A 21,620-nucleotide genomic window follows, 5' to 3' on the forward strand; every position below is an offset into this window, starting at 1 on the left:
CGAACAGGGCCGGCGGGCCGGTTACGGGTTCAGGACGACCTTTCCGGCGACGGTGCCGGACTCGGCCAGCCGCATGGCGTCGGCGGCGCGGGTGAGCGGCAGCTGCGCGGCGATCTGGGCGCTGACCTCGCCGCGCTGGAGGGCGGCGAAGACCTGGGTGAGGTCGGTGCGCAGGCGGGCGCGGAAGCGGTTCTTGGCCAGGGCCCGGCCGGCCCAGACGTTGAAGAAGTAGGCGCGGCGGCGGTTGGGCAGCGCGTTCCACATCCACACCCGGCCCAGCAGCTTGAGGACGGGCCACTGCTTGGAGCCCTCGTCGTCCCGGGTGGAGGCGCTGCCGTACGAGACGAGCGTGCCGCCGGGTGCCAGGAGCCGCCAGGAGTCGACGATGCCGCGGCCGCCGACGTGGTCGAAGACGGCGGCCACCCCGCGGGGCGCGAGTTCGCGGATGCGGGCGGCGACGTCGCCGGCGCGGTAGTCGACGGGGGCGACTCCCCGTTCCCGCAGGGCGTCGTGGTGGCGTTCGGACGCCGTACCGATCACCCGCGCACCCGCGGCCTGGGCGAGCTGGACCAGGACCGATCCGACACCGCCGTTCGCGCCGTGCACCACCACGGTGTCCCCGGCACGGACCCGCGCCTTGCGGTGCAGCATCTGCCAGGCGGTGATGCCGTTGACGACGAGGGTCTCCGCCTCCGCCGCACCGATCCCGGCGGGCACCGGCACCACGTCCGCCGCGTCGACGAGCACATGGCTGGCCCAGCCGCCGACCTTCAGCAGCGCGGCGACCCGGGTGCCGGCCAGGCCCGGGTCCACGCCCTCGCCGGTCGCCAGCACCGTGCCGACGAGGTCGTAGCCGGGCACGAACGGGAAGGGCGGCTGGTCGTAGTAGCGGCCGCGCCGCATCTGCTGCTCGGCGAAGGAGACGCCGGTCGCCTCCATCCGGATCACGACCTGGCCGGGGCCCGCGGTGGGCACCGCCCCGAGCCGGATCTGCAGCCCCTCGGGCTCGACCTTGCCCGGCAGCACGACCTCGACGAGTCCTTCGGTGTTCATGGCGACGACCTCCACAGGGCCATTGAGTTACTTGGCTTCGCGTTCGTTAGAAGTTATAACTCGACGAGTCCGAGAGTGTCAATAACTTCAGTGATAACCTCTAACTATGGTGAACTCGGAAGCGAAGACCCCGCGCGAGCGCTACCGCGCCCAGGTGCGTACGGAGATCAAGGAACGGGCGTGGGAGCAGATCGCCACCGCCGGCGCCTCCGCGCTCTCCCTGAACGCGATCGCCAAGCAGATGGGCATGAGCGGACCCGCGCTGTACCGGTACTTCAGCGGGCGAGACGAGCTGATCACCGAGCTCGTCAGAGACGCGTACCGAAGCCTCGCCGACACCTTCCGCGCCGCCGCGGAGGCCGGCGCCGACCTGTCCGGGCTGGCGCACGCCCTGCGGGGATGGGCCCTGAAGGACCCCCAGCGCTACTTCCTCATCTACGGCACGCCCATCCCGGGCTACCACGCGCCCGACGACACCACCGCGATCTCCTCGGAGATCATGGCGACCCTCCTGGACGCCTGTGCCGCGCTGCCGACGGACGGCCCGGCGACCCCGTTCGACGCGCACCTCGAAGGTCACCGGGACTGGGCGCGCAACCATCCCGCTCCGCCCGCGGCCCTCCACCGCGCCCTGACCTTCTGGACCCGGCTGCACGGGGTGCTGTCCCTGGAACTCGCCGGCCAGTTCACCGGCATGGGGCTCGACCCCGCGCTCCTCTTCGCGGCCGAACTGGACGACCTGACCGCTACACCGACGGACTGAGTCCGGCGAACCGCGCCTTCGTGATCATGTCACCGCTCTGTGACAGCGATGTCCTGGAACGAAGGCACCGGGATCCTCCCGGCTCGCGGCACCCTCCTAGTGATCGAGCAGCACCGAGCCGCCGAAACCGCTTCGGCCTCAACCGACCGATCACCAAGGGGATTTCATGTTCGGCAACCGTCGCAAGGCCCTCCTCGTCTCCGCGGCCCTCGTGGGCGGCGCCATGCTGATGACGGCGTGCCAGGACTCGGACGCGACGAAGGACACCGGTGCCGCCAAGGGGTCTTCCTCCTCCCCCGGCAAGGCCGGTGACTCGGGCTCCTCGTCCGGCTCGTCGAGCACGGGCGGCGGCAAGGACACCGCGAAGGGCGACGGCGGCTCGGGCAAGGGGACCGATGACGGGGCCGGGTCCGGCGCCGACACCGGCAACGGCGGGCGCGAGCAGGTCGAGCAGAGCTGCGGTGCCAACGACATCTCCTGGAGCACCAGGTCCGAGACCCAGGCCGGCGGATACATCCTCGTCATCGCCAAGGCCAAGCCCGGCATCACCTGCTACCTGCCCGCCGAACTCCCGACCGTGGCCTTCGGCTCCGACGGCACCCAGGCCGGTCCCGCGGAGCAGTCCGTGGGCGAGCAGATCAAGCTCAGCGGCAGCACCACCGCCTACGCCGGCGTCAACCCCAAGTCCACCAACACGGACGGCGGCAAGGAGCTCGACAGCATCATCGTCGCCGTCGGCGACAACGACCCCGACCCCGTCTCCCTGCCCGTCGGCACCATCACCGTCGACAAGCCGATCGTCACCAACTGGCACACCGCCCCCACCGACGCCGTCCCCTTCAGCTGAACGCACACAGCTGATTTCCGGGGTCAGGCCGTCGGGTTGTCCGCGAACCTCCCCGGAATTGTCCTTGATCGGTAACGGACGGATCCCGGGGCCGATTTCGCTCGTCCTGCCAGGTGGTCGCATCGCGGCCGGGGGTCGGCGAGGAACTACGCGAAGGTGGGGCGGACATGGCGCGGCACGGTGGTGGGCGGGGCTGGTACGGCAAGCTGATCGGCGCGGCGCTCGGAGTCACGGTGCTCGCCACCGGCGCCTCGGTGTGGACCGCGCAGGCCGGTGCCGCGGGCGGCTCCTCGCCGAAGACGTCCGCGTCGGCCGCGCCCGCGGTCAAGCCGGTCGACGTGAGCATCGTGCACGCCTCGGACAAGGGGGCGCGCGGCGTCAACATCACCATCGACGACGGCCCCGACCCGAACTGGACCCCCCAAGTGCTGGACGTGCTGCGGGAGTACGGGGTGAAGGCGACGTTCTGCATGGTGGGGACGCAGGCGCAGGCCCACCCCGACCTGGTGAAGAGGGTGGTCGCGGAGGGGCACCGGCTGTGCGACCACTCGGTGTCGCACGACACCGCCATGGACAAGAACACCCAGGCCTACCAGTCGCAGCAGATCCTCGACGCCGAGCGCATGATCACCAAGGCGTCCGGGGGCGTACGCCCGATGTACTACCGGGCGCCGGGCGGTGCCTTCACCCCCTACAGCCGTAAGCTCGCCGCCGACCGGGGCATGCGTCCGCTGGGCTGGAACGTGGACACCAAGGACTTCGAGCAGCCCGGCGCGGACGCCATCGTCGCCACCGTCCAGCGGGAGCTGCCGAACGGGCCGACGCTCCTCTTCCACGACGCGGGCGGCGACCGCTCCCAGACCGTCGAGGCCCTGCGCCGGGTCCTGCCCTGGCTCAAGCAGCAGGGCTACTCGTTCGGCTTCCCGGTGCGCTGAGCAGGCGTCTTCCCGGCACGCTTCGCCAGCAGGCCGGCCAGCACCATGACGACCAGGCCGATCCCCACCCCGCACAGCGTCCACAGCACGCGATCGCCCTCGGCCGAGTAGTCCGAGGGCTGCGGGAGATCGATGAGCACGAGCGCCGCCGCGGCGATGGCCGCGCTGTAGAAGGCGTAGTTCCAAAAGCGGATCGCCGCGCCGTGCATCAGCAGGACGAGCGCCACCACTTCCAGTCCGCGCTCGACGGCGAACAGTCTGAGGCCGTCCTCGTTCGCGGGCACCAGCAGCAGGAGCAGGGCGAAACCGGCGCCGAGCAGCGCGCCGACCAGGCGCTGGACGCTGGCGATGGTGGCCTGCTCCAGGCTCGGCTTCATCGCGATCATGGCCGCGATGGAGAGCCAACTGCCGTACGAGAGGTCCAGGCCGTACGCGAGCGCGATCGTGCCGGCGATGACCAGGGCGCGGATCAGCGCGAAGAGGATCAGTGGCGGGGTGAGCTTCCGGCGCGAGGTGTCGCCCGGGAGCTCCGAGAAGGGCTGCGGCAGGTCGGCGCGCCCGCGGATCAGCCACCAGAGGAACGCCACCAGGATCCACAGCGCCGCCCCTCCGGTCCAGGAGACCACCTGCGCCCAGGTGTAGCTGGTGACATGGCTCGCCCCGTGAAGGCCGGCCTCGACTCCGACGGCGATGATGAACCAGATGTTGAGCAGCAGGGCGTTGACGAATCTGTGCACCCCGAACGCGAGCGCAAGACCGGCCGTCAGCGTGACCAGGAAGGCCGCGAGCACCAGCCAGCCCCAGGCGTCCGCCCCGATGCCGAAGGCCAGCGCGGTCATCCCGGCGCCGACCAGCGTGAAGAGGGCGAGGTCGAGCGCGCGGTGCCCGAAGCTGCCTCCGGGGTCGGCCAGGGCCACGAACAGCGCACCGAACAGCGCGCTGAGCAGGTACTGCTCGTAGCCGATCGCCCAGAAGACGAACAGCGGCACCATCCCGACGTCCAGGAACCCCACCGCTCGCGGCCAGTTCAGCCCCCGGGGATCGCACGCGAAGACCTTCGACAGCCAGCCCATGGCTTCCTCTCCTGCGATTCGCTCGACATGCCGCTTTGATAGTGAATTCTTACGATTCGCTCAGGTCGTGGCGCGGCGACCCGCCGTGCGGGCGGTGCGATGAGTTCCGGGCGTGCCGGCGGTCTGTTCTGGTGGGCGTCCCAGGACGTCATGTCGTGTGACGCCGCCCGGCACGAGAGACCACGGAGGAAGTCATGACGAACACGCCGAGCGATCCGAGCACCACGCAGCCCGGGCGACCGCCCGTCGTCGACCCGGCCACCTGGCAGGCCGCCCGTGACGAGCTCCTGGTCCGCGAGAAGGCGCACACCCGCGAGGGCGACGCCCTGGCCGCGGCCCGGCGCCGGCTGCCGATGATGGAGTTCGACGGGACCGTCGAGGTGGTCGGGCCCGACGGTCCGGTTCCGTTCCTCGATCTGTTCCAGGGCCGCGACGAGCTCGTGGTCTACAAGCACATGTGGTACGACGGCGCACCGCACCAGGGCCAGTGCGAGGGCTGCACCACGACGGCCTGGCATCTGAAGGACGCCGTCTATCTCAACGCCCGCGGCGTCTCGTACGCCGTACTGACGGTGGGCCGTTGGGACGAGGTGGCTTCCTACGTGGAGTTCATGGGCTACACCCAGCCCTGGTACTCGGTGCGCGACGTGGACCCGCCGGTCGGCGGCCACATGGGGCACCTCACCAGCTACCTGCGCGACGGCGACCGCACGTTCCTCACCTACTCCACGACGGGCCGCGGCAACGAACGGGTCAACGGATCCCTCGGCCTGCTCGACATGACGCCTTACGGCCGCGGCGAGGCGTGGGAGGACAAGCCCGAGGGCTGGCCCGAAGGGGGCGACGCGTGCTGGAGCTGGCGCTCGGACGCGGACGGGAAACCCACCTGGGGGCCGACCAGCCGCCCCGTACCGCAGTGGACGCGCCCCGGCGCGGGCCCCGTGGAGACGCTCGGCCGCCAGGGCCACCACCACTGAAACGCGTTCCAGTAGGGGTTTGTAAGATCGACTTCGACCATTGCAAGCCCTATCTGGGGGAACAACTCATGACCAAGCGCATTTCCGCGCTGGCCGTCTCCGCGGCCGTCATCGGCGGCTTCTTCGTGACGTCGATGCCCGCCCAGGCCGCCACCACGGCCGGCCAGAGCGTCGCGTCGGCGAAGGCCGCCGTCACCTGCAACCAGGGCCAGCTGCGCCAGCAGATCGCGGGCCTCAAGTCCAAGGCCGCGAAGCTGAAGCAGCTCGGGGAGACCGCGGCGGCCAGGAAGGCCCTGGGCGACGCGGCCGCGCTCCAGCGGAAGCTCGACGCCTGCATCAAGGCCGACAACGACGCGAGCAAGCCCTTCCCGGGCTGAACCTGAAGGTTCTCGCCGGTTCCACCGCGTGGCGCCGCCCGTCCCCTCCATGGACGGGCGGCGCCACGCGCTCGTTCAGGCGCGACCCGCCAGCCGTTCAAGGCGGTCGTGCAGATGTTCCACGTGGTCCTCGGACTCCGGCTTCATCAGGACGCTGCGCAGGATCCGGGCGCCGTCCGCGTCCGCGACAATCCCGGGGTGACGGGCCGCGAAGGAGTCACGGTCGGCCCTGAGGGTGCTGACGAAGACCGGGTCGGGGCCGGTCATGCCGTCGGCGAGGACGCGGGCCGAGGCCGCGTCGATGCCGGTGAGGGTCGCGGGGGCGACCGCGGGGAAGTAGGTGACGATGTCCAACTCGGGCCACTGGTACAGCTCCAGGGCGTCGGACGCCTCGATCAGGTCGGCCCAGCGCAGCGCCGCCCGCCGGCCCGCCGCGAGGACCCGGCCCAGGCCGTCGGGAGTGGGCGGCAAAAGCTGGAAGGTGAGCCAGAGGGCGGCCGCGGCGGCGCCGGCGCGGGAGCATTCCAGGCTGATCTCGCCGAGGTGGAGCTCGGTGGAGGTGAAGTAGGTGTAGGGCGAGTCGTGGAGGTAGAAGCGGCCCACCTCCGGGTCGCGGAACAGCACCGCGCCGCAGCCGTAGGGCTGGAGGCCGTGCTTGTGGGGGTCCACGACGATCGAGTCCGCCCGGGCGATCGCCCGCCACGGCTCCGGGGGCAGCCCCTCGGGGCCTTCGGCGCCGGCGAGGAGGGTGAAGAAGCCGCCGTACGCGGCGTCCACATGGACGCGGACGCCGTGGCGCTCGGCCAGGGGCAGTACCTCGTGGACGGGGTCGACCGCGCCCAGTCCGGTGGTGCCGGTGGTGAGGACGACGGTGCCGACCTCGCCCGTGCGCAGTACGTCCTCCAGCGCGCCGAGATCCATCCGGCCCCGGTCGTCGGCGCGGACCGGGTGGCTCGTCAGGCCGAGGACGTGGCACATGCGGCCGTGGGTGTAGTGGGCGTCGGCGCTGTGCGCGACGCCCCGGCCGGGGTGCAGTTCGCGGGCGACGAAGAGGGCTTCGAGGTTGGCGATCGTGCCGCTGGTGGTGAGGTGGCCAAGGTGTGTGTCGTAGCCGAACATCGTGGCCAGGCGAGCGACCGCCTCGCGTTCCATGGCCGCGGTGGCCGGACCGCCGTCCAGGGCGTGGTTGTTGGGGTTGATCAGCATCGCCGTGAGGTGGCCGACCACGGCCGCCGGGTGCGGGGGCTTGAGCATCTGACCGGCGTAGCGCGGGTGGAAGAAGGGGTAGTTGTCCGCCAGCCGGGCCGTGAACTCCTCGAAGGCCGCGCCGAAGCGGTCGTCGTCCACCTGGAGGGACGGGTGCGGCCGGTAGGGGCCGAAGGTGTCGGCCCAGTCCTGTATCGCGTGGGTGGCTCGGCCGAGCCAGTGCTGCAGATCCACTGAACTCCCTCTCGCTCGCGGTGGGCCCCACCGTACAATTTCAGTGACTGCTCAGCAATTGATTGCTCAGCAATTGAGAAGGGAGTGGTTGAGGGCGCAGTAAGTGACCCGGCAGTAAGCTCGCCTTTCATGGACGCCACGCCCCAGCCCGGCGACGAAGCCGACGTCAGTGCCGCCGCCCGCGCCGCCGGCAGCGAGCTCGTGCGGGACTTCGGTCTGCTGATCAAGTCCGCCACCCGTCTGGAACAGCGGATCGACAGCGCGCTGCGGCGCGAGTGCGGCATCAGCCACACCATGCTGGAGGTGCTGATGCGGCTCTGCCGCCGGCCCGGCGAGGAGGTCTCCCAGCGGCAGCTCGCCGACGACCTCACGCTCACCAGCAGCGGTACGACCCGCCTGATCGACCGCATGGAGGACGCCGGCCTGGTCCGCCGCGTGCCGTCCCCCGGGGACCGGAGGGTGACCCTGGTGGAGGCGACCGCCGAGGGGCGTGCGGTGTTCCTGCGTGCGGCCGCCGTGCACGCGCACGTGGTGGAGGAGCACTTCGTCAGGCCGCTGCCGGCGGACGACTACACGCGGCTGATCAGCGCACTGGGCGAGATCGACAAGGGCCTGCGCGACGGGACCGGGTGAGGGACCGGGCGGTTCCCGGCCCTCGCCGCAGGGCTCAGAATCCGGGCAGTTCGACGGAGATGTGCGGGGCCAGGGCGCGCAGGAAGTCCGGTGCGTCGAAGATGTCGCCGGCGGAGGCCACGCCGGTCGTGCGGGTGCGGCCGGTGAGGATGCGGTGGGTCGCCTCCACCGCGAGGGGTGCCGTGACGGCGTAGATGTCCCGGCCGCTCGCCGTGGCACGCCGCTCGGCGGTGCCTGAGCGGACGACGGCGTCGACCAGGAAGGTCTGGTCGGAGCGGCCCTCGTCGTCGGCGGCGGCCGGCGCCGGGGTGTCCGGGGCCGCGAGGTCCCTGGCGGCCTCGGTCGCCATGTGGGTGCGCACCTCGGGAATCGCGAGGTGGCTGGGGATCGTGACCACGTCGGCCATCGTGAACTCCCCGACGACCTCCCTGGTGCCCATCGGGTCCGGGAAGTGCCACTTCAGCAGCGTCGACCCGCCGTCGTGGTACTCCAACCGGCCTTCCGTGTAACGGACTCGGCGGCCGGCCCGGCGGTCCCGGGAGACCGTGCCCGCGGCGCGGGTGCCCTCGGTGGGGTGCCAGCCGCTCAGGCCGTACGCGATCGTGGCCTCGTCGGCCGTCGTCCAGTCGCCCATCGCGGCGGTGGCCAGGAGGTCGCCGAGACCGCCGTAGAAGGCCATCGCGGGGACGATCACCGCTCCGGCCTCGCGGGCCCGGTCCGCGAAGTGCGCGAAGGTGTCGGCGTTGGCCTCGATCTCGGCCGCCACGTCGACGTACGGGATGCCGGCGCGCAGGGCCGCCTCGATCACGGGGGCCGCCGTCAGGGCGAAGGGGCCGGCGCAGTTGATCACGGCGTCCGCTCCCGCGAGGGCGCGGTCGAGCGCGGCCGGGTCGTCGACCGGGGCCGGGCGGATCTCCGCGCCCGGAACGGTGGCCGCCAGCGCGCGCAGCTTGTCGGCGTCGCGGCCGGCAAGGAGCGGGACGTACGCGCGCTCCAGCAGCTCCGCCACGACGAAGCGTCCGGTGTGGCCGTACGCGCCGAACACCGCGACCGTCCGCCCAGTTCCCGCTGCCGACGCCGATGCCGATGTCATGGGTTCTCCCCCGTGCTCGAAACGATCCGCTGAGTTCGTCCTGTGCGGACATCCTGGCGGGGGCCGGCGGCTCCTCGTGAGTGTCCGGAACGACGAGCCCCGTACACTTTCAGACATGGGTGACTCGATTGCGCTGGCCGTCACCGAGGGCATGCTGCACTTCGAACTGTCCCTGGCCTACGAGGTGTTCGGCTCCGCTCCGGACGGGGTGGACGTCCCCTGGTACGACGTCGAGGTCTGCGGGACGGGCGCCGTGCGGGTCGGACGCTTCCGGCTGGAGGCGGACCAGGGGCTGGACCGGCTCCGGCATGCCGGCACCGTGATCGTCCCCGGCTGGGTGGACGTCGACGTGGAGCCGCCCGGCGATCTCGTGGACGCGGTGCGCGCGGCGCACGAGGCGGGCGCGCGGGTGGCCTCGCTGTGCACCGGGGCGTTCGTACTGGCCGCCGCGGGGCTGCTGGACGGCAGACGGGCGACCACGCACTGGGCGCACACCGATGTGCTCGCCGAGCGCTTCCCGCGGGTGGCGGTCGATCCGGACGTGCTCTACGTGGACAACGGCAGCGTGCTCACCTCCGCGGGCAAGGCCGCCGCGATGGACCTGTGCCTGCATCTGGTCCGGCTCGACCACGGCTCGTCCGTCGCCAACGCGGTGGCGCGGCGACTGGTCGTGCCGCCGCACCGGGCGGGCGGCCAGGCCCAGTTCGTGGCCGCCCCGGTGCCCAGCCGGGACGACCATCCGCTGGCCGCGCTGCTGCCCTGGGCGATCGAGCGGCTGGACCGGCCGCTCACCGTGGAGGACCTGGCGCGCCGGGCCGGGATGAGCTCACGCCATCTGGGCCGCCACTTCAGGGCGGTGACCGGCACGACCCCGCTGCAATGGCTGCTGACCCAACGCATCCGGCGTGCCCAGGAGTTGCTGGAGAACACCGACGACGGGGTCGACGCCGTCGCGACGGCCACCGGCATGGGCACCGCCACGACGCTGCGCCGGCACTTCAACCGGACCGTGGGCGTACCGCCGGACGCCTACCGCCGGACGTTCCGCTCACGGTCCAGGGCGACGGAGCCGGACGACGCGTCCGGATCCGCCGGGGTCAGGAGCGGATGAACGCGAGGATGTCCGGGTTGAGGACCTCCGGGTGCGTGGACAGCATCCCGTGCGGATAGCCTTCGTACGTCTTCAGGGTGCCGTTCTTCAGGAGCTTGACCGTCAGGGGCGCCGAGTCCTCGTACGGGACGACCTGGTCGTCGGTGCCGTGTGCGACGAGCACGGGCACCTCGATCTGCCTGAGGTCCTCGGTGAAGTCGGTCTCGGAGAACGCCTTGATGCATTCGTAGTGGGCGTTGGCCGCGCCCGTCATGCCCTGCCGCCACCAGTTGTCGATCAGGCCCTGCGACACCTGCGCGCCGGGGCGGTTGAAGCCGTAGAAGGGGCCGGTGGGGATGTCGATGAAGGACTGGGACCGGTTGGCGGCGAGCGCGTCGCGGAAGCCGTCGAAGACCTCGATCGGCAGGCCGCCCGGGTTGGCCTCCGTCTTCAGCATCAGCGGCGGTACGGCACCCACCAGGACCGCCTTGGAGACGCGGCCGGCCTTGGCGCGGGCGACGTAGCGGGTGACCTCGCCGCCGCCGGTGGAGTGGCCGATGTGGACGGCGCCGCGCAGATCGAGGGCGTCGGTGAGTGCGGTCACGTCCGCGGCGTAGGTGTCCATGTCGTGGCCGCCGGCGGTCTGGGTGGAGCGGCCGTGGCCTCGGCGGTCGTGGGCGATGACCCGGTAGCCCTGCGCCAGGAAGAACAACATCTGGTTGTCCCAGTCGTCGGCGCTCAGTGGCCATCCGTGGTGGAAGACGATCGGCTCGCCGTCGCGGGGACCCCAGTCCTTGTAGAAGATCGTGGTGCCGTCGTCGGTGGTGACTGTACCCATCGCTTATCCTCCGCTCGTCCGGGCGCACTCCGGCCACGGAAAAGTGTGTGGGGGAGCCACCCGGGACCTACGAATTCACGCCCTGCGGGCGCGGTCCGGATGTACCCGGCCCACATTACGCTCGGGCCGTGGAGGGCACATCCGCAGCACACGCGAGCGACAGGAGGCCGACGTGGCCGGGACGACGGTGACCGAGGCGACCGTGGCCGAGGTGATGGCGGAGCTCGCGGGGCTGGAGGATCCCAAGGTGCGGGCCGTGAACGAGAAGCACGGTGATGATCACGGGGTGAATCTCAGCAAGCTGCGGGCGGTCGCCAAGCGGCTGAAGACGCAGCAGGAACTCGCCCGGCGGCTGTGGGCGACGGGGGACACCGCGGCGCGGCTGCTGGCGCTGCTGATCTGCCGGCCCCGGGCGTTCGAGCGGGACGAGCTGGACGTCATGCTGCGCGAGGCGCGGACGCCCAAGGTGCACGACTGGCTCGTGAACTACGTCGTGAAGAAGAACCCGCACGCCGAGGAGCTGCGCCTGGCCTGGTTGGCCGACCCGGACCCGGTGGTCGCCAGTGCCGGCTGGGCGCTGACGACCGAGCGCGTGGCGAAGAAGCCCGCGGGCCTCGATCTCGTGGGACTGCTCGACGTGATCGAGGCGGAGATGAAGGACGCCCCGGACCGGCTCCAGTGGGCGATGAACCACTGCCTGGCGCAGATCGGGATCGAGCACCCCGAGCACCGGGCCCGGGCCCTCGCCATCGGTGAGCGCCTGGAGGTGCTCAAGGACTACCCGACCTCCCCGGGCTGCACGTCCCCGTTCGCTCCCGACTGGATCAACGAGATGGTGCGCCGGCAGGACGCCGCCCGTCAGGGCTGAGCGGGCAGCGACTCCAGGTAGGCGTCGCCCACCGACCGGGGCACCGCCATCAGCCACGCGTCCAGGACCAGCGGGACCAGTTCCCGCGGGGTGAGCACCGGCATCCGCAGGTGGACCCAGTTGTAACGCATGTCCGAGGTGCGCGGCAGCTGGAACTTCTCCGGCTCGGCGGCGATCAGCGACTCGCGTTCCTCCTTGGGGAACGCGAAGCCCATGGTCGTCTCGTCCGGGGAGACCGAGGCGTACACGATGCGGCCGACCTTGAACTTCACGTACTCCCGGATCAGGTGCTCCTCGGTGCGGGGCAGGTGCAGCGCCGCCGCCCGGACGTCGTCGAGGGTGATCACATGTCCCTCCCGAGGTCCGGTGCGTAGTGGACCAGTTCGAGCAGCAGGTTGGCCGGCGCCGGGGCGTACAGGAAGGCCACGGTCATGCCCTCGCGGGCGCCCTTGCAGGGCTCCGCGTCGATCGCCGTGAAGCCCTGGCTCCGCAGCCGGGACGTCTCGCTCTCCAGGTCGTCGACCTCGAAGGCGAGGTGGTACAGCCCCGGGCCCTGGCGCTCCAGACGGCCGCCGATGGCGGAGCGCTGCTGGGTCGGGGAGACGATCTCCACGGCCGGGTTCCCGAGGCCGCCGCCGAACTGCCAGAACTCGCAGGCCACTCCGTAGTCGTCGGCATGCCCCTCGTCGTACTTGCGCATGCCCAGCGTGGTCATGAAGGCGGCCACGCCCTCGGGGTCCTCGGTGGCCAGCCCGATGTGGTCTATGCGAAGGATCACCGTGTGTCCGATCGGGTCAATGTGATGTACGCGTAGTCGTCCAGCATCTTGGAAAGCGGTCTGCCGGGACACCCGTACAAGTTGGCCAGCGCCTCCTCGTCCAGGCCGCTGTCGGCGAGAACGCGCCGGGCCCAGTCACGGTTGAGGCGCTGGTGGGCGAGGTAGGCCGCCGCGTCCCTGGCGCCGTGCAGCTTGCGGGCGATGGCCTCGTCCCAGGGGACCAGGGAGTACGGGCGCAGCCCGTGGAGCAGCTTCGAGGCGGCGGTCGCGCCCAGGGTCCGGGGCCGGCCCGGGGTCCCGGCGGCCAGTGCGCACAGGTCGGCGTAGCACTCGCCGAGCGGCGCGATGTCGTCGTCGGTGAGCTCGCCGAGCCGGGCGCCTGGCTCCGGGAGGAGCTTGTGCCAGCGCGCGGTCCACTCGTGCAGGGCGGGGCCGAAGAGGTCCGGCTCCCCGGGACGGGGGTAACGGATCCTGCACCCCCAGGAGTTCAGCCACTTCAGCGCGGCGGCGGGGTCGTCGTGCGGGAGGGGTTCGTACGAGGCCGGCGCGGGCGGGGCCGATCTGCCGGCGTCCAGTCCGAGGAACGTGACCACGGCGGCCCGCAGGCTCCGCACGGTCGGCGCGGACCGCACGGCCGGCTCGACGTCCGCCGTCACGAGCCGGATTCCCGGGCGTCGGAGGCCGTCTCCAGCGGCGGTGTCACGGGCACGGCGGCCTGCGCCTGCCGGCCGGCCCGGCGGCGCCGGTTGATCCGCAGGTAGAGCAGGGCTGCGCCGGCGACGGTCAGCGGCCAGAGCAGATAGAGACCGGCCATGATCAGCAGTGCGGCGACGGCGACGCACGCGCCCAGTGCGGAGGCGCGGCCCTTGGTGCCCTTCGGGAGCAGCTTCACGGCGGCGGCGACGCCGATCGCGTAGACGGCGACGAACGAGCCGGTGGTGAGCAGGACGAGCGGTTCGGTGCCGAGGCCGGAGGCCACCACGGCGAACAGGGCCAGGAAGGACAGGCCGGACACCACCGCGAGGCTGCGGCGCGGCACCTCGCCGGCGACGCTGCCCCGGGACATCCACGCGGGCAGCGCGCCGTCCCGGGCGAGGGCGGCGCCGAGGTTGGCCGCACCGGCGTAGTAGGCGTTCATGGCGCCCGTGGTGAGCAGCAGCGCCGCGCCGGCGGCGAGGTAGCGGGCGTCGCCGCCCAGGCCCGCGGCCATCAGGTCGCCGAGCGGCGCGTCGGACTCCGAGGCCTTGGCGCCGAGGACGACGATGACCGCGAAGGCCACCAGCAGGTACAGGCCGCCCACGATCACGACGGCCGAGTAGGTGGCCCGGGGCAGGTCCCGCGCCGGGCGCTTGAACTCGCCCGCCAGGTGCGTGATCGCCTCCCAGCCCGCGAAGCTCCACACCAGCAGCGCGGCGGCCGGCAGCACCGCGGACCAGCCGTGCGGGGCGAACGGTTCGAGGTTGGCCGTGTCCGCCTTCGGCAGCGAGAGCGCGACCGCGATCAGCAGCAGCGTGACGAGCAGGCCGGCCAGCATGAACTGGAACCGACCGGTCACCCGCAGGCCCAGCGAGTTGGCGGCGGTGACGACCACCATCAGGCCGACGGCGGTCACGGTCGTGGTGGTGGTGCCGCCGCCCACCGCGGAGGAGACGTAGGCGCCGCCGAAGAGCGCCGCCGCGGCTGCGCCGGGCGGCACGGCGAGGTAGAAGCACCAGCCGACCACGGCGGAGGCCCGCTCGCCGAACGCCTTCATGGCGTAGGTGGAGACGCCGCCGGCGTCCGGGTAGCGGGCTCCCAGAGCGGCGAAGGCAGCGGCCAGGGGGGCCGACAGGACGACCAGGGCCAGCCAGGCGAGCAGTGACGCGGGGCCGGCCGCCTCGGCGGCGAGTGCGGGCAGGGCGATGACACCGGTGCCGAGCACGGCGCCCACATACATCGCGGTGCCCTGGACCGCGCTGAGGGTTCCCCCGGAGGGTTCTGTCTTGGCTTCGCTCATGCCGGCCAGCATCGCCCGCGGGCTCTCACCGGCACCATCGGCAGTTTTGACATCGTGCGCTAAATTACCGACATGCGTCCCCACGTGATCGCGCTCGCCATTACGGATGCCACACCGACGTTCGAACTGGCCGTTCCCTGCGAGGTGTTCGGGACCGACCGCTCCGATCTCATCGACCCCTGGTACGAGTTGCGCATGTGCGGGGACTCCTCCGGTCCGCTGCGCACCGCGACCGGCCTGGCCGTGCACACCCCCTACGGCTTCGACGACCTGCTCGACGCCGACACCATCCTCGTCACGGCGTGCGCCCGGCCGGTCCAGCTCGACCCGCCCGCGCGGCTCGTCGAGGTGCTGCGCGAGGCGCACGCCAAGGGCAGGCGGATCGTCTCGATCTGCACCGGCGCCTACGTCCTGGCCGCGGCCGGGCTGCTGACGGGCCGTACGGCGACCACGCACTGGATGAACGCCGGGGACTTCGCCCACCGCTTCCCCGAGGTCGACTTCGTCCCCTCCGCGCTCTACACCGACGAGGGCGACATCCTCACCTCGGCCGGCACCGGCTCGGCCATCGACCTGTGCCTGCACCTGGTGCGTCAGGACCACGGCGCGGCCGTCGCCAACGAGGTGGCCCGCCGGATGGTCGTACCGCCGCACCGCGAGGGCGGCCAGTCGCAGTACACCAAGCCGGTGGTGCGGGCGGAGACGAGCGACGATCTCGCGCCGGTCCTGCAATGGGCGCAGGAGCGGCTGCACGAGCCGCTGACCGTGCCGCAGCTCGCGCGCGCCGCGCACCTGGGCGAGCGCACCTTCGCCCGGCGGTTCCGGGACCGGCTCGGGATCACTCCGCTCCAGTGGCTGCTCCAGCAGCGGGTCCGTCTCGCGCAGGAGCTGCTGGAGACCACGGACGAGCCGGTGGAACAGATCGCGCGCAGCACCGGGTTCGGTACGGCCGCCAATCTCCGCTATCACTTCGGCCGGGTCACCACCGTGTCCCCGCAGACATATCGCCATGTGTTCCGGCACCGGGCCGCACAACAGGCCGGCAATTCCCAGGCCGCGCAGTCCGTTCTGACGCCCTGAATTCGACGCGGCCGCAGGCGACAACTTGGCCCGCCCGAACACCTGTTGTCGTCGGAACACCACTTTGATTTGCTCCCTGCATGTTGCAGCGAATCGAAGCGGAACAATTAATTCCCGGCCGTGGCCAGCCGATTCAGAACGGCTGCGTCATATTCGACGAGGAGGCCATCAGTTACGCCGGCCCCCTCGCCGAGGCCCCCGACACACCGGAGGCGGAGACCGTCCGCGCCCGCACCGTGATGCCCGGACTGTGGGACTGTCACGGGCACTTCATGGGGCTGCGGTCGGCCGACCTCTCCCTGCTCCCCCAGGAACCGATCGCCCTGCGGGCGGCCCGCATCACCACCGACCTGCGCAACGCGCTGAACGCCGGAGTCACCTCAGTGCGCGAGACCGGCGGACTCGGCATCCATCTCGTCCGCGCCATCGAAGAGGGCACCGTGCAGGGCCCCTCGATCTACCCGGCCGGCACCACGCTGTCCACCACCGGCGGCCACGCCGACCTGCACAGCTATCCGACGTCGTGGGTGGAGGACTTCGGGCACCTCGGCGGTGAGCTGCGGCTGGCCGACGGGCCCGCGGAGTGCGCCCGCGCCGCCCGCGAACAGCTGCGCCGCAACGCCAAACTCATCAAGGTCTGCGCCTCCGGCGGTGTGCTGTCCGAGGTCGACCACCCCATCCACCAGCAGTTCACGAACGCGGAGCTGCGCGCGATCGTCGAGGTCGCCGGGATGGCGGACCGGATCGTCGCCGCGCACTGCCACGGCAAGCCCGGCATCATGGCCTCGCTGGAGGCCGGGGTGAAAACGATCGAGCACGGCACCTACATCGACGAAGAGGCCGCCGTGGCCATGCGCGAGTGCGGCGCCATCCTCGTCACCACCCGCACGATCTTCCAGGAACTCCTCGACAACGGTCACATGCTGCCGGCGTACGCCCTGAAGAAGCTCCAGGCCACGGCCGGCCGGCACGCGGAGGCCGTCGCCATCGCCCGCGAGCAGGGCGTGACGATCGCCGCCGGCACCGACGTGGCGCTCACCGGCACCGAGATGCCCGACTCCTGGGGCCGCAACGGCCGGGAACTGCCCCTGCTGGTGAAGTGCGGCCTGACCCCGCTGGACGCCATCGAGTCCGGCACCGCGATCGGCCCCTCCACCCTCGGACCGCAGGCACCGCTCTCCGGCCAGCTGCGCGAGGGATACGACTCCGACGTCCTGGTCCTCGACGAGGACCCGCTCGTGGACATCGAGGTCATCGCACAGCCCGAGCACATCACCGGGGTCTGGAAGGCCGGAGTCCGGGTCAAGTGAGAAGCGAAGGAGACGACATGAGCAGCGCCGACGCGCCATGGCTGCTGGAGATCCGGTTGTTCACCGTGAAGCCGGGCCTTCGGGCGGAGTTCCACCGGATCAGCGAGGAGGGCACGGTGCCGCTCATGCGCGAGTGCGGGATCACCGTGCTCGCAGGCGGCCCCTCCCTGAACGACGAGGACGGCTACTACCTGCTGCGCGCCTTCCGCTCGGAGGAGGAGCGCGTGGAGCTCTCGCAGTCCGTCTACGCCACCGACGTCTGGCTGCAGAAGTACGAGGACGTGGTGCCGCCGATGATGGCCGGCTACCAGACCTCCGTGGTCCCCGTACCGGGCCCGGCGCTCCAGGAGTTCGCCCGGAGCCTCGCTCTCGGCTGACCGACGCCGACGGCAGCACGACGGCCGCCGCCCCTCGCGGGGACGGCGGCCGTTTCGTGTGGGGGGAATCCGTTATGCGTCGGCCGGCTGCGCGGCCGGTTCGCCGGTCGGCTCACTCTGCTCCGGAGCCGGGGTACGGATCGCGGCGACACCGAGCCCCGCCGCGGCCAGCCCGATCACACCGAGCAGCGGCCACACGTCGTGGCCGAGCCGTACGAACAACAGGCCGCCCAGGACCGGCCCGATGGCCGTGCCGAGCGCGTGCATGAACTGGAAGGCGCCGATGTACCGGCTGCGCAGGTGCGCCGGGCCCGCCGTCGCCGGGTGGGCGAACACCGCTGGACCGCCGATGATCTCGCCGAGGGTCCACACCAGCGTCGCGCCGATGATCACGGCCGCGCCCATCGGCATGCCGTACAGGGCCACGCCCAGGCCGACCAGCCCGAAGGACAGGCCCACGACGAGCCTGGTGCGCCACTGCCCGGTCACCTTGGTGAGCGGCAGTTCAAAGGCGATCACCATGAAGCCGTTCAGGGAGACCGCGGCCGTGTACCAGAACAGATCGAGGTCATGGGCCTCGACGTCCAGCGGCAGCGTCGACAGGTACTGCACGTAGATGATCGCGTTGAACAGGGTGGCCGCCAGATAGAGCACGTACCGGCGGTCGCGGAGCATCGCCCGGTAGCCGCCCGCCGTACCGCTCTCCTCCTCGGCCGGGGCCGCCTCCGCGGTGCCCTGCGCGGCCCGGCGGGGCAGGACGGCGGCCGCGACGACGGCGTAGGCCAGCGCGATCACCGCCTCGCCCCAGAACAGCAGGGTGTAGCTCTCCCCGTCGAGGTGGTAGAGCCCGAGGCCGACCATGGGCGCCGCCATCGCGCCCACGTTCAGGCACCAGCGGTACATGCCGAAGACGACGACCTGGCTGCTGCCCGAGGTGAGTTCGGAGAGCAGCGCGGCCGCGGCCGGCCGGTAGAGCTGGGCCATGAGGCTGGCCAGGACGACCGCCACGACGAGCGTCGGATAGTTGGGCAGGTAGAGCAGCGCCGCGGTGAGCACGGCCGTGCCGGCCATGCCCAGGATCGTCGCGTTGCGGGCCCCGAGCCGGTCCGCGAGGGTGCCGCCGAGCAGCACACCCGCCACGCCGCCCGCTCCGTAGGCGCCCAGCGCGTAGGACGCCTCGCTCTCGGAGTAACCGCGGTAGGTCAGGTAGAGCACGATGAAGACGTTGAGGAATCCGCCGAGCTTGCTCAGCAGCACGCCCGCGAGGATGGTCTTCACCGCCGCCGACGAATCCCGGAACGTGGCCCAGATCGCCACGTTGTCGTCCTTCTTCTCCTCAGTTGCCATGCACGTTCACTCTTCTCTCGCATGGGTGGCGTCCTGACCGCTGCGCACGTGCAGTGCCGCCTCGGCGGCGTCCAGTGCCGCGCCGCACTCCTCGACGGCGCCGCCGGTGGCGATGGCGAAGGCGATCCGCCCCCAGACCGTGCCCTTGGGCGGCGGGGACACGACGGCACCGGCCCTGGCGACCGGCACCAGTTGTTCGAGCGCGGCGGGCAGACCCGCCTCGTGGAACGAGACGGACTCGATGCGGGTGTCGTCGTGCTCGACGTAGAAGAAGCGGATGCCCGCGACCCGTCGGTGGGCCGGGGTGGTGCCGGGCGTGATGCCGCAGGCGACGCGCGCCGCGGCGAGCCCCGGGTCGATGCCCGTGGCCAGCATGCCCAAGTAGGGGATCATGTCGCCGCCGAGCCTGCCGTTGACCTCGATCAGCCGCGGCCCTGCGGCGGTCAGCATGAACTCGCTGTGCGTCCAGCCGTCCCGGAAGCCCAGCGCGGTGTGGGTGTCCTGGAGGGCGTCCAGCAGCTGCGGGTCGGTGAGCAGCGGGTCGTCCGCGTCGACGAAGTGGCCGATCTCCTCGGCGTACGGCGGATAGCCCACGACCTTGCGGCCGATGAACAGCGGTACCACCTTGCCGTCCTGGACGACCGCGTCGACGCTGATCTCCTCACCGGTCACCAACTCCTCGACGAGGACCGGCTGATCGGTGCTGTAGAGCAGCGGCTCGGGGTCGGGGCCCTTCATCCCGGCGGTGAAGGGGAACCTCTGCGCGAGCTCGCCGGCGTTCTCGACGCGTACGACGCCGAGGCTGGCGCCGAGGCCGCGCGGCTTGAGGATCGCGGGGTAGCCGACGCGCTCGGCGGCGGCCAGGGCCTCGTCGAGCGTCTTGACCGCGACGGAGCGGGGCTGGGCGACACCGGCCTCGTCCAGGGCGGCCCTGGTCTGGCCCTTGTCGCGCAGCCGCCAGATGACGTCCGGTTCGCCGTTGCGCAGGCCGAGGGCCTCGGCGACGTAGGCGGCAGCGTGGATGCGTCCCTCGTCCCAGCACAGGACACCGGCGACGGGCGTCGCGGCGTGCAGTTCCCGGGCGGCGCGGGCCATCGCCGGGCCGTCCAGGGTGCTGGGCAGGACCGTCCAGCCGGAGATGTACTCCTTCTCCCAGGTGGGTTCGTCCACATGGAAGAGATGGATGTCGAACTCGCCGCGAATGGAGCGCAGCAGATACTCGCGGTACGTCCGCATGCCCGTGGCCACCACGAGCAGCAGCGGCCGCTCTCCCGTCGCCTTCTGCACTTCTCTCATGTCACCTTGCCTTTCGAGGAGTTGGGGGTGGCCGAGCGCGCACAGGTGGACGGGTCGGCCTCACGTTAGTGCCGGTTCACCGGGGGAAATCCGGAGCGGCGGAAATTCAGTGCGTCTGCGTCAGGAATTCGACTCCAGCGCGGGGCCGCCGGCCATGACGCGCTCACGGACCCGTTCCTCGCGGGTGACGGGCATGCGCGCAACGGACATGCGCAGCAGGGGCGCGGCCATCACGGACGTCACGATCGCGACCAGGACGATGATCGTGTACATCTCGGTGGTCAGGATCCCGAGCCGCAGGCCGACCATCGCGATGATCACCTCGATCACCCCGCGGGAGTTCATCCCGGCGCCGAGCGCGAGCGCCTCCCAGTGGCCGAGCCGGCCGGCCCTGGCCCCCGCGTACGCCCCGGCGAACTTGCCGACGACGGCGACGGTCAGCACCAGCACGGCGGAGAGGGCGACCTCCGGGCGGGCCATGGCGGTCAGGTCGATCCGCAGCCCGGCGGTCGCGAAGAACAGCGGGGCGAGGACGGTGACGGCCATGATCCGCAGCGGGGCGAGCCGCTCGCGGTCCAGTTCCCCGGACGAGCCGATCAGGACACCGACGATGAAGGCACCGATGATCGCCTCCATGTGGAGCGCGTGACTGGCCACGGCTCCCAGGACGATCAGCACGGTGCACACGGCCGGGACCGACTCCCCCTTGCCGGCCCGGGCGGACCATTGCAGCAGACGGCGCACCAGCGGCCGGCCGACGAGGAACGCGCAGGCCAGCATGGCGATCAGATACACCACGGACAGGGCGACGTCCGGGCCGTGCACGCCGGTGGTGGCCATCGCCGAGACGACGGACAGCAGCAGCCAGCCCGCGATGTCGTCGACCACGGACGCGCCGACGATGAGCTGCCCGATGTTGCGGTGCAGCAGTCCCATGTCGAGCAGGGTCTTGGCGATGACCGGCAGCGCGCTGACGCACAGCGCGACACCGGCGAACAGGGCGAAGACGGTGCGGTCCACGCCGTCGACGAGCAGGGCGGCCGGTATCGCCAGGGCGACGGCGACCCCGCCTGCGAACGGCACGACGAGGCCGCCGGCGCTGACCAGAACGGCTGCCCTGCCCTTGCGGCGGACCAGCCCGAGGTCGATGTTCATGCCGGTGATGCCCACCAGCAGCAGCACCCCGAGCTGGCCCGCCGCGTCGAGCAGGTGGATGGACTCCGGCTGCTGGGGCAGCAGCCAGGCCGAGAAGGCGGGGGCCAGCGGGGCGAGCAGTGACGGCCCCAGCACCACGCCCGCGCAGAGTTCGCCGACGATGGAGGGCAGCCCGAGCCGCTGTGCGAGCCTGCCCAGGAGTACGGCGGTGCCGAGCAGCACCCCCACCTGGAGCAGGAACATCAGCAGCGTGTGGGAGCCCAGGGGCGCCACGGGAGTCGCGGACAGATTCAC

At 71.6% G+C, this 21,620-nt stretch carries 23 protein-coding genes; 11 read left to right on the forward strand and 12 right to left on the reverse strand.

All coding sequences use genetic code 11. The features are described 5' to 3' along the window. Positions 1-21: 21 nt before the first annotated feature. On the reverse strand, positions 22-1,053 hold the full coding sequence (locus tag CP983_RS20485; protein WP_125524580.1) for a medium chain dehydrogenase/reductase family protein: 1,032 nt from the start codon (positions 1,051-1,053) through the stop codon (positions 22-24). A 106-nt stretch (positions 1,054-1,159) separates the two neighbouring features. Between CP983_RS20485 and CP983_RS20490 the strand changes: the two genes are divergently transcribed. From CP983_RS20490 to CP983_RS20500, 3 genes are all read left to right on the forward strand, one after another. Further along, positions 1,160-1,816: a TetR/AcrR family transcriptional regulator gene (locus CP983_RS20490; RefSeq protein WP_150500991.1), complete on the forward strand. Its 657-nt coding sequence runs from the start codon at positions 1,160-1,162 to the stop codon at positions 1,814-1,816. A 166-nt stretch (positions 1,817-1,982) separates the two neighbouring features. Further along, positions 1,983-2,663, forward strand: a complete 681-nt coding sequence (locus CP983_RS20495) for a DUF4232 domain-containing protein (RefSeq protein ID WP_150500993.1) — start codon at positions 1,983-1,985, stop codon at positions 2,661-2,663. 167 nt (positions 2,664-2,830) lie between these two features. Further along, positions 2,831-3,598 carry a polysaccharide deacetylase family protein gene (locus CP983_RS20500; protein ID WP_150500995.1) on the forward strand — a complete coding sequence of 256 codons (768 nt, stop codon included), beginning with the start codon at positions 2,831-2,833 and terminating at the stop codon, positions 3,596-3,598. On the opposite strand, the gene CP983_RS20505 is transcribed toward CP983_RS20500, so the two are convergent. Next, on the reverse strand, positions 3,571-4,671 hold the full coding sequence (locus tag CP983_RS20505; RefSeq protein ID WP_150500997.1) for an FUSC family protein: 1,101 nt from the start codon (positions 4,669-4,671) through the stop codon (positions 3,571-3,573). The genes CP983_RS20500 and CP983_RS20505 overlap by 28 nt on opposite strands. Before the next feature lie 194 nt (positions 4,672-4,865). Here CP983_RS20505 and CP983_RS20510 point away from each other — a divergent pair, with 194 nt between their 5' ends. Further along, complete coding sequence (locus CP983_RS20510) at positions 4,866-5,648, forward strand: DUF899 family protein (RefSeq protein WP_150500999.1); 783 nt, start codon at positions 4,866-4,868, stop codon at positions 5,646-5,648. Between the two features lie 68 nt (positions 5,649-5,716). Beyond that, positions 5,717-6,025, forward strand: a complete 309-nt coding sequence (locus tag CP983_RS20515; RefSeq protein WP_150501001.1) for a hypothetical protein — start codon at positions 5,717-5,719, stop codon at positions 6,023-6,025. Positions 6,026-6,100: 75 nt separating this feature from the next. Here CP983_RS20515 and CP983_RS20520 read toward each other — a convergent pair whose 3' ends face one another. Next, positions 6,101-7,465, reverse strand: coding sequence for a pyridoxal phosphate-dependent decarboxylase family protein (locus CP983_RS20520; protein WP_150501003.1), 1,365 nt, complete (start codon positions 7,463-7,465; stop codon positions 6,101-6,103). 129 nt (positions 7,466-7,594) lie between these two features. On the opposite strand from CP983_RS20520, the gene CP983_RS20525 reads away from it, so the two are divergent. Next, positions 7,595-8,098, forward strand: a complete 504-nt coding sequence (locus CP983_RS20525; RefSeq protein ID WP_107904807.1) for a MarR family winged helix-turn-helix transcriptional regulator — start codon at positions 7,595-7,597, stop codon at positions 8,096-8,098. Positions 8,099-8,132: 34 nt separating this feature from the next. On the opposite strand, the gene CP983_RS20530 is transcribed toward CP983_RS20525, so the two are convergent. Continuing rightward, on the reverse strand, positions 8,133-9,191 hold the full coding sequence (locus CP983_RS20530; RefSeq protein ID WP_150501005.1) for a saccharopine dehydrogenase family protein: 1,059 nt from the start codon (positions 9,189-9,191) through the stop codon (positions 8,133-8,135). A gap of 115 nt (positions 9,192-9,306) precedes the next feature. On the opposite strand from CP983_RS20530, the gene CP983_RS20535 reads away from it, so the two are divergent. Then, positions 9,307-10,302 carry a helix-turn-helix domain-containing protein gene (locus CP983_RS20535; protein WP_150501007.1) on the forward strand — a complete coding sequence of 332 codons (996 nt, stop codon included), beginning with the start codon at positions 9,307-9,309 and terminating at the stop codon, positions 10,300-10,302. Here CP983_RS20535 and CP983_RS20540 read toward each other — a convergent pair. Beyond that, the gene (locus CP983_RS20540) at positions 10,289-11,119 is read right to left on the reverse strand and encodes an alpha/beta fold hydrolase (protein ID WP_125524589.1); all 831 of its coding nucleotides are present in this window, start codon (positions 11,117-11,119) and stop codon (positions 10,289-10,291) included. The genes CP983_RS20535 and CP983_RS20540 overlap by 14 nt on opposite strands. A gap of 214 nt (positions 11,120-11,333) precedes the next feature. Here CP983_RS20540 and CP983_RS20545 point away from each other — a divergent pair, with 214 nt between their 5' ends. Further along, the gene (locus tag CP983_RS20545; RefSeq protein WP_208852862.1) at positions 11,334-11,987 is read left to right on the forward strand and encodes a DNA alkylation repair protein; all 654 of its coding nucleotides are present in this window, start codon (positions 11,334-11,336) and stop codon (positions 11,985-11,987) included. On the opposite strand, the gene CP983_RS20550 is transcribed toward CP983_RS20545, so the two are convergent. From CP983_RS20550 to CP983_RS20560, 4 genes are read right to left on the reverse strand one after another with little or no spacing between them, the layout of a single operon-like run. Further along, positions 11,978-12,334, reverse strand: a complete 357-nt coding sequence (locus CP983_RS20550) for an MmcQ/YjbR family DNA-binding protein (protein WP_093597849.1) — start codon at positions 12,332-12,334, stop codon at positions 11,978-11,980. The genes CP983_RS20545 and CP983_RS20550 overlap by 10 nt on opposite strands. After that, positions 12,331-12,765: a VOC family protein gene (locus CP983_RS20555; RefSeq protein WP_167537736.1), complete on the reverse strand. Its 435-nt coding sequence runs from the start codon at positions 12,763-12,765 to the stop codon at positions 12,331-12,333. The genes CP983_RS20550 and CP983_RS20555 overlap by 4 nt, the downstream gene beginning before the upstream one ends. Next, entirely contained in the window at positions 12,762-13,421 is a 660-nt protein-coding gene (locus tag CP983_RS44030; RefSeq protein WP_167537737.1) for a hypothetical protein, read from the reverse strand. The genes CP983_RS20555 and CP983_RS44030 overlap by 4 nt, the downstream gene beginning before the upstream one ends. Next, entirely contained in the window at positions 13,418-14,761 is a 1,344-nt protein-coding gene (locus CP983_RS20560; RefSeq protein ID WP_150501011.1) for an APC family permease, read from the reverse strand. Before CP983_RS20560 ends, CP983_RS44030 begins: the two co-directional genes overlap by 4 nt. Positions 14,762-14,833: 72 nt before the next feature. Between CP983_RS20560 and CP983_RS20565 the strand changes: the two genes are divergently transcribed. The 3 genes from CP983_RS20565 (at position 14,834) to CP983_RS20575 (ending at position 17,528) form a co-directional block, all read left to right on the forward strand. After that, on the forward strand, positions 14,834-15,841 hold the full coding sequence (locus CP983_RS20565; RefSeq protein ID WP_107904813.1) for a GlxA family transcriptional regulator: 1,008 nt from the start codon (positions 14,834-14,836) through the stop codon (positions 15,839-15,841). 80 nt (positions 15,842-15,921) lie between these two features. Then, on the forward strand, positions 15,922-17,151 hold the full coding sequence (locus tag CP983_RS20570; protein WP_107904814.1) for a metal-dependent hydrolase family protein: 1,230 nt from the start codon (positions 15,922-15,924) through the stop codon (positions 17,149-17,151). Between the two features lie 17 nt (positions 17,152-17,168). Continuing rightward, entirely contained in the window at positions 17,169-17,528 is a 360-nt protein-coding gene (locus CP983_RS20575) for an NIPSNAP family protein (RefSeq protein ID WP_093604948.1), read from the forward strand. A 72-nt stretch (positions 17,529-17,600) separates the two neighbouring features. Here the strand turns inward: CP983_RS20575 and CP983_RS20580 are convergent, their stop codons facing one another. The 3 genes from CP983_RS20580 to CP983_RS20590 form a co-directional block, all read right to left on the reverse strand. After that, positions 17,601-18,875: an MFS transporter gene (locus tag CP983_RS20580; RefSeq protein ID WP_093599494.1), complete on the reverse strand. Its 1,275-nt coding sequence runs from the start codon at positions 18,873-18,875 to the stop codon at positions 17,601-17,603. Between the two features lie 6 nt (positions 18,876-18,881). Continuing rightward, on the reverse strand, positions 18,882-20,171 hold the full coding sequence (locus tag CP983_RS20585; protein ID WP_150501013.1) for an ATP-grasp domain-containing protein: 1,290 nt from the start codon (positions 20,169-20,171) through the stop codon (positions 18,882-18,884). A 120-nt stretch (positions 20,172-20,291) separates the two neighbouring features. Next, positions 20,292-21,620: a cation:proton antiporter gene (locus tag CP983_RS20590; RefSeq protein ID WP_229914989.1), complete on the reverse strand. Its 1,329-nt coding sequence runs from the start codon at positions 21,618-21,620 to the stop codon at positions 20,292-20,294.

The sequence above is a fragment of the Streptomyces chartreusis genome (assembly GCF_008704715.1).
In the GTDB taxonomy this organism is placed as follows: domain Bacteria; phylum Actinomycetota; class Actinomycetes; order Streptomycetales; family Streptomycetaceae; genus Streptomyces; species Streptomyces chartreusis.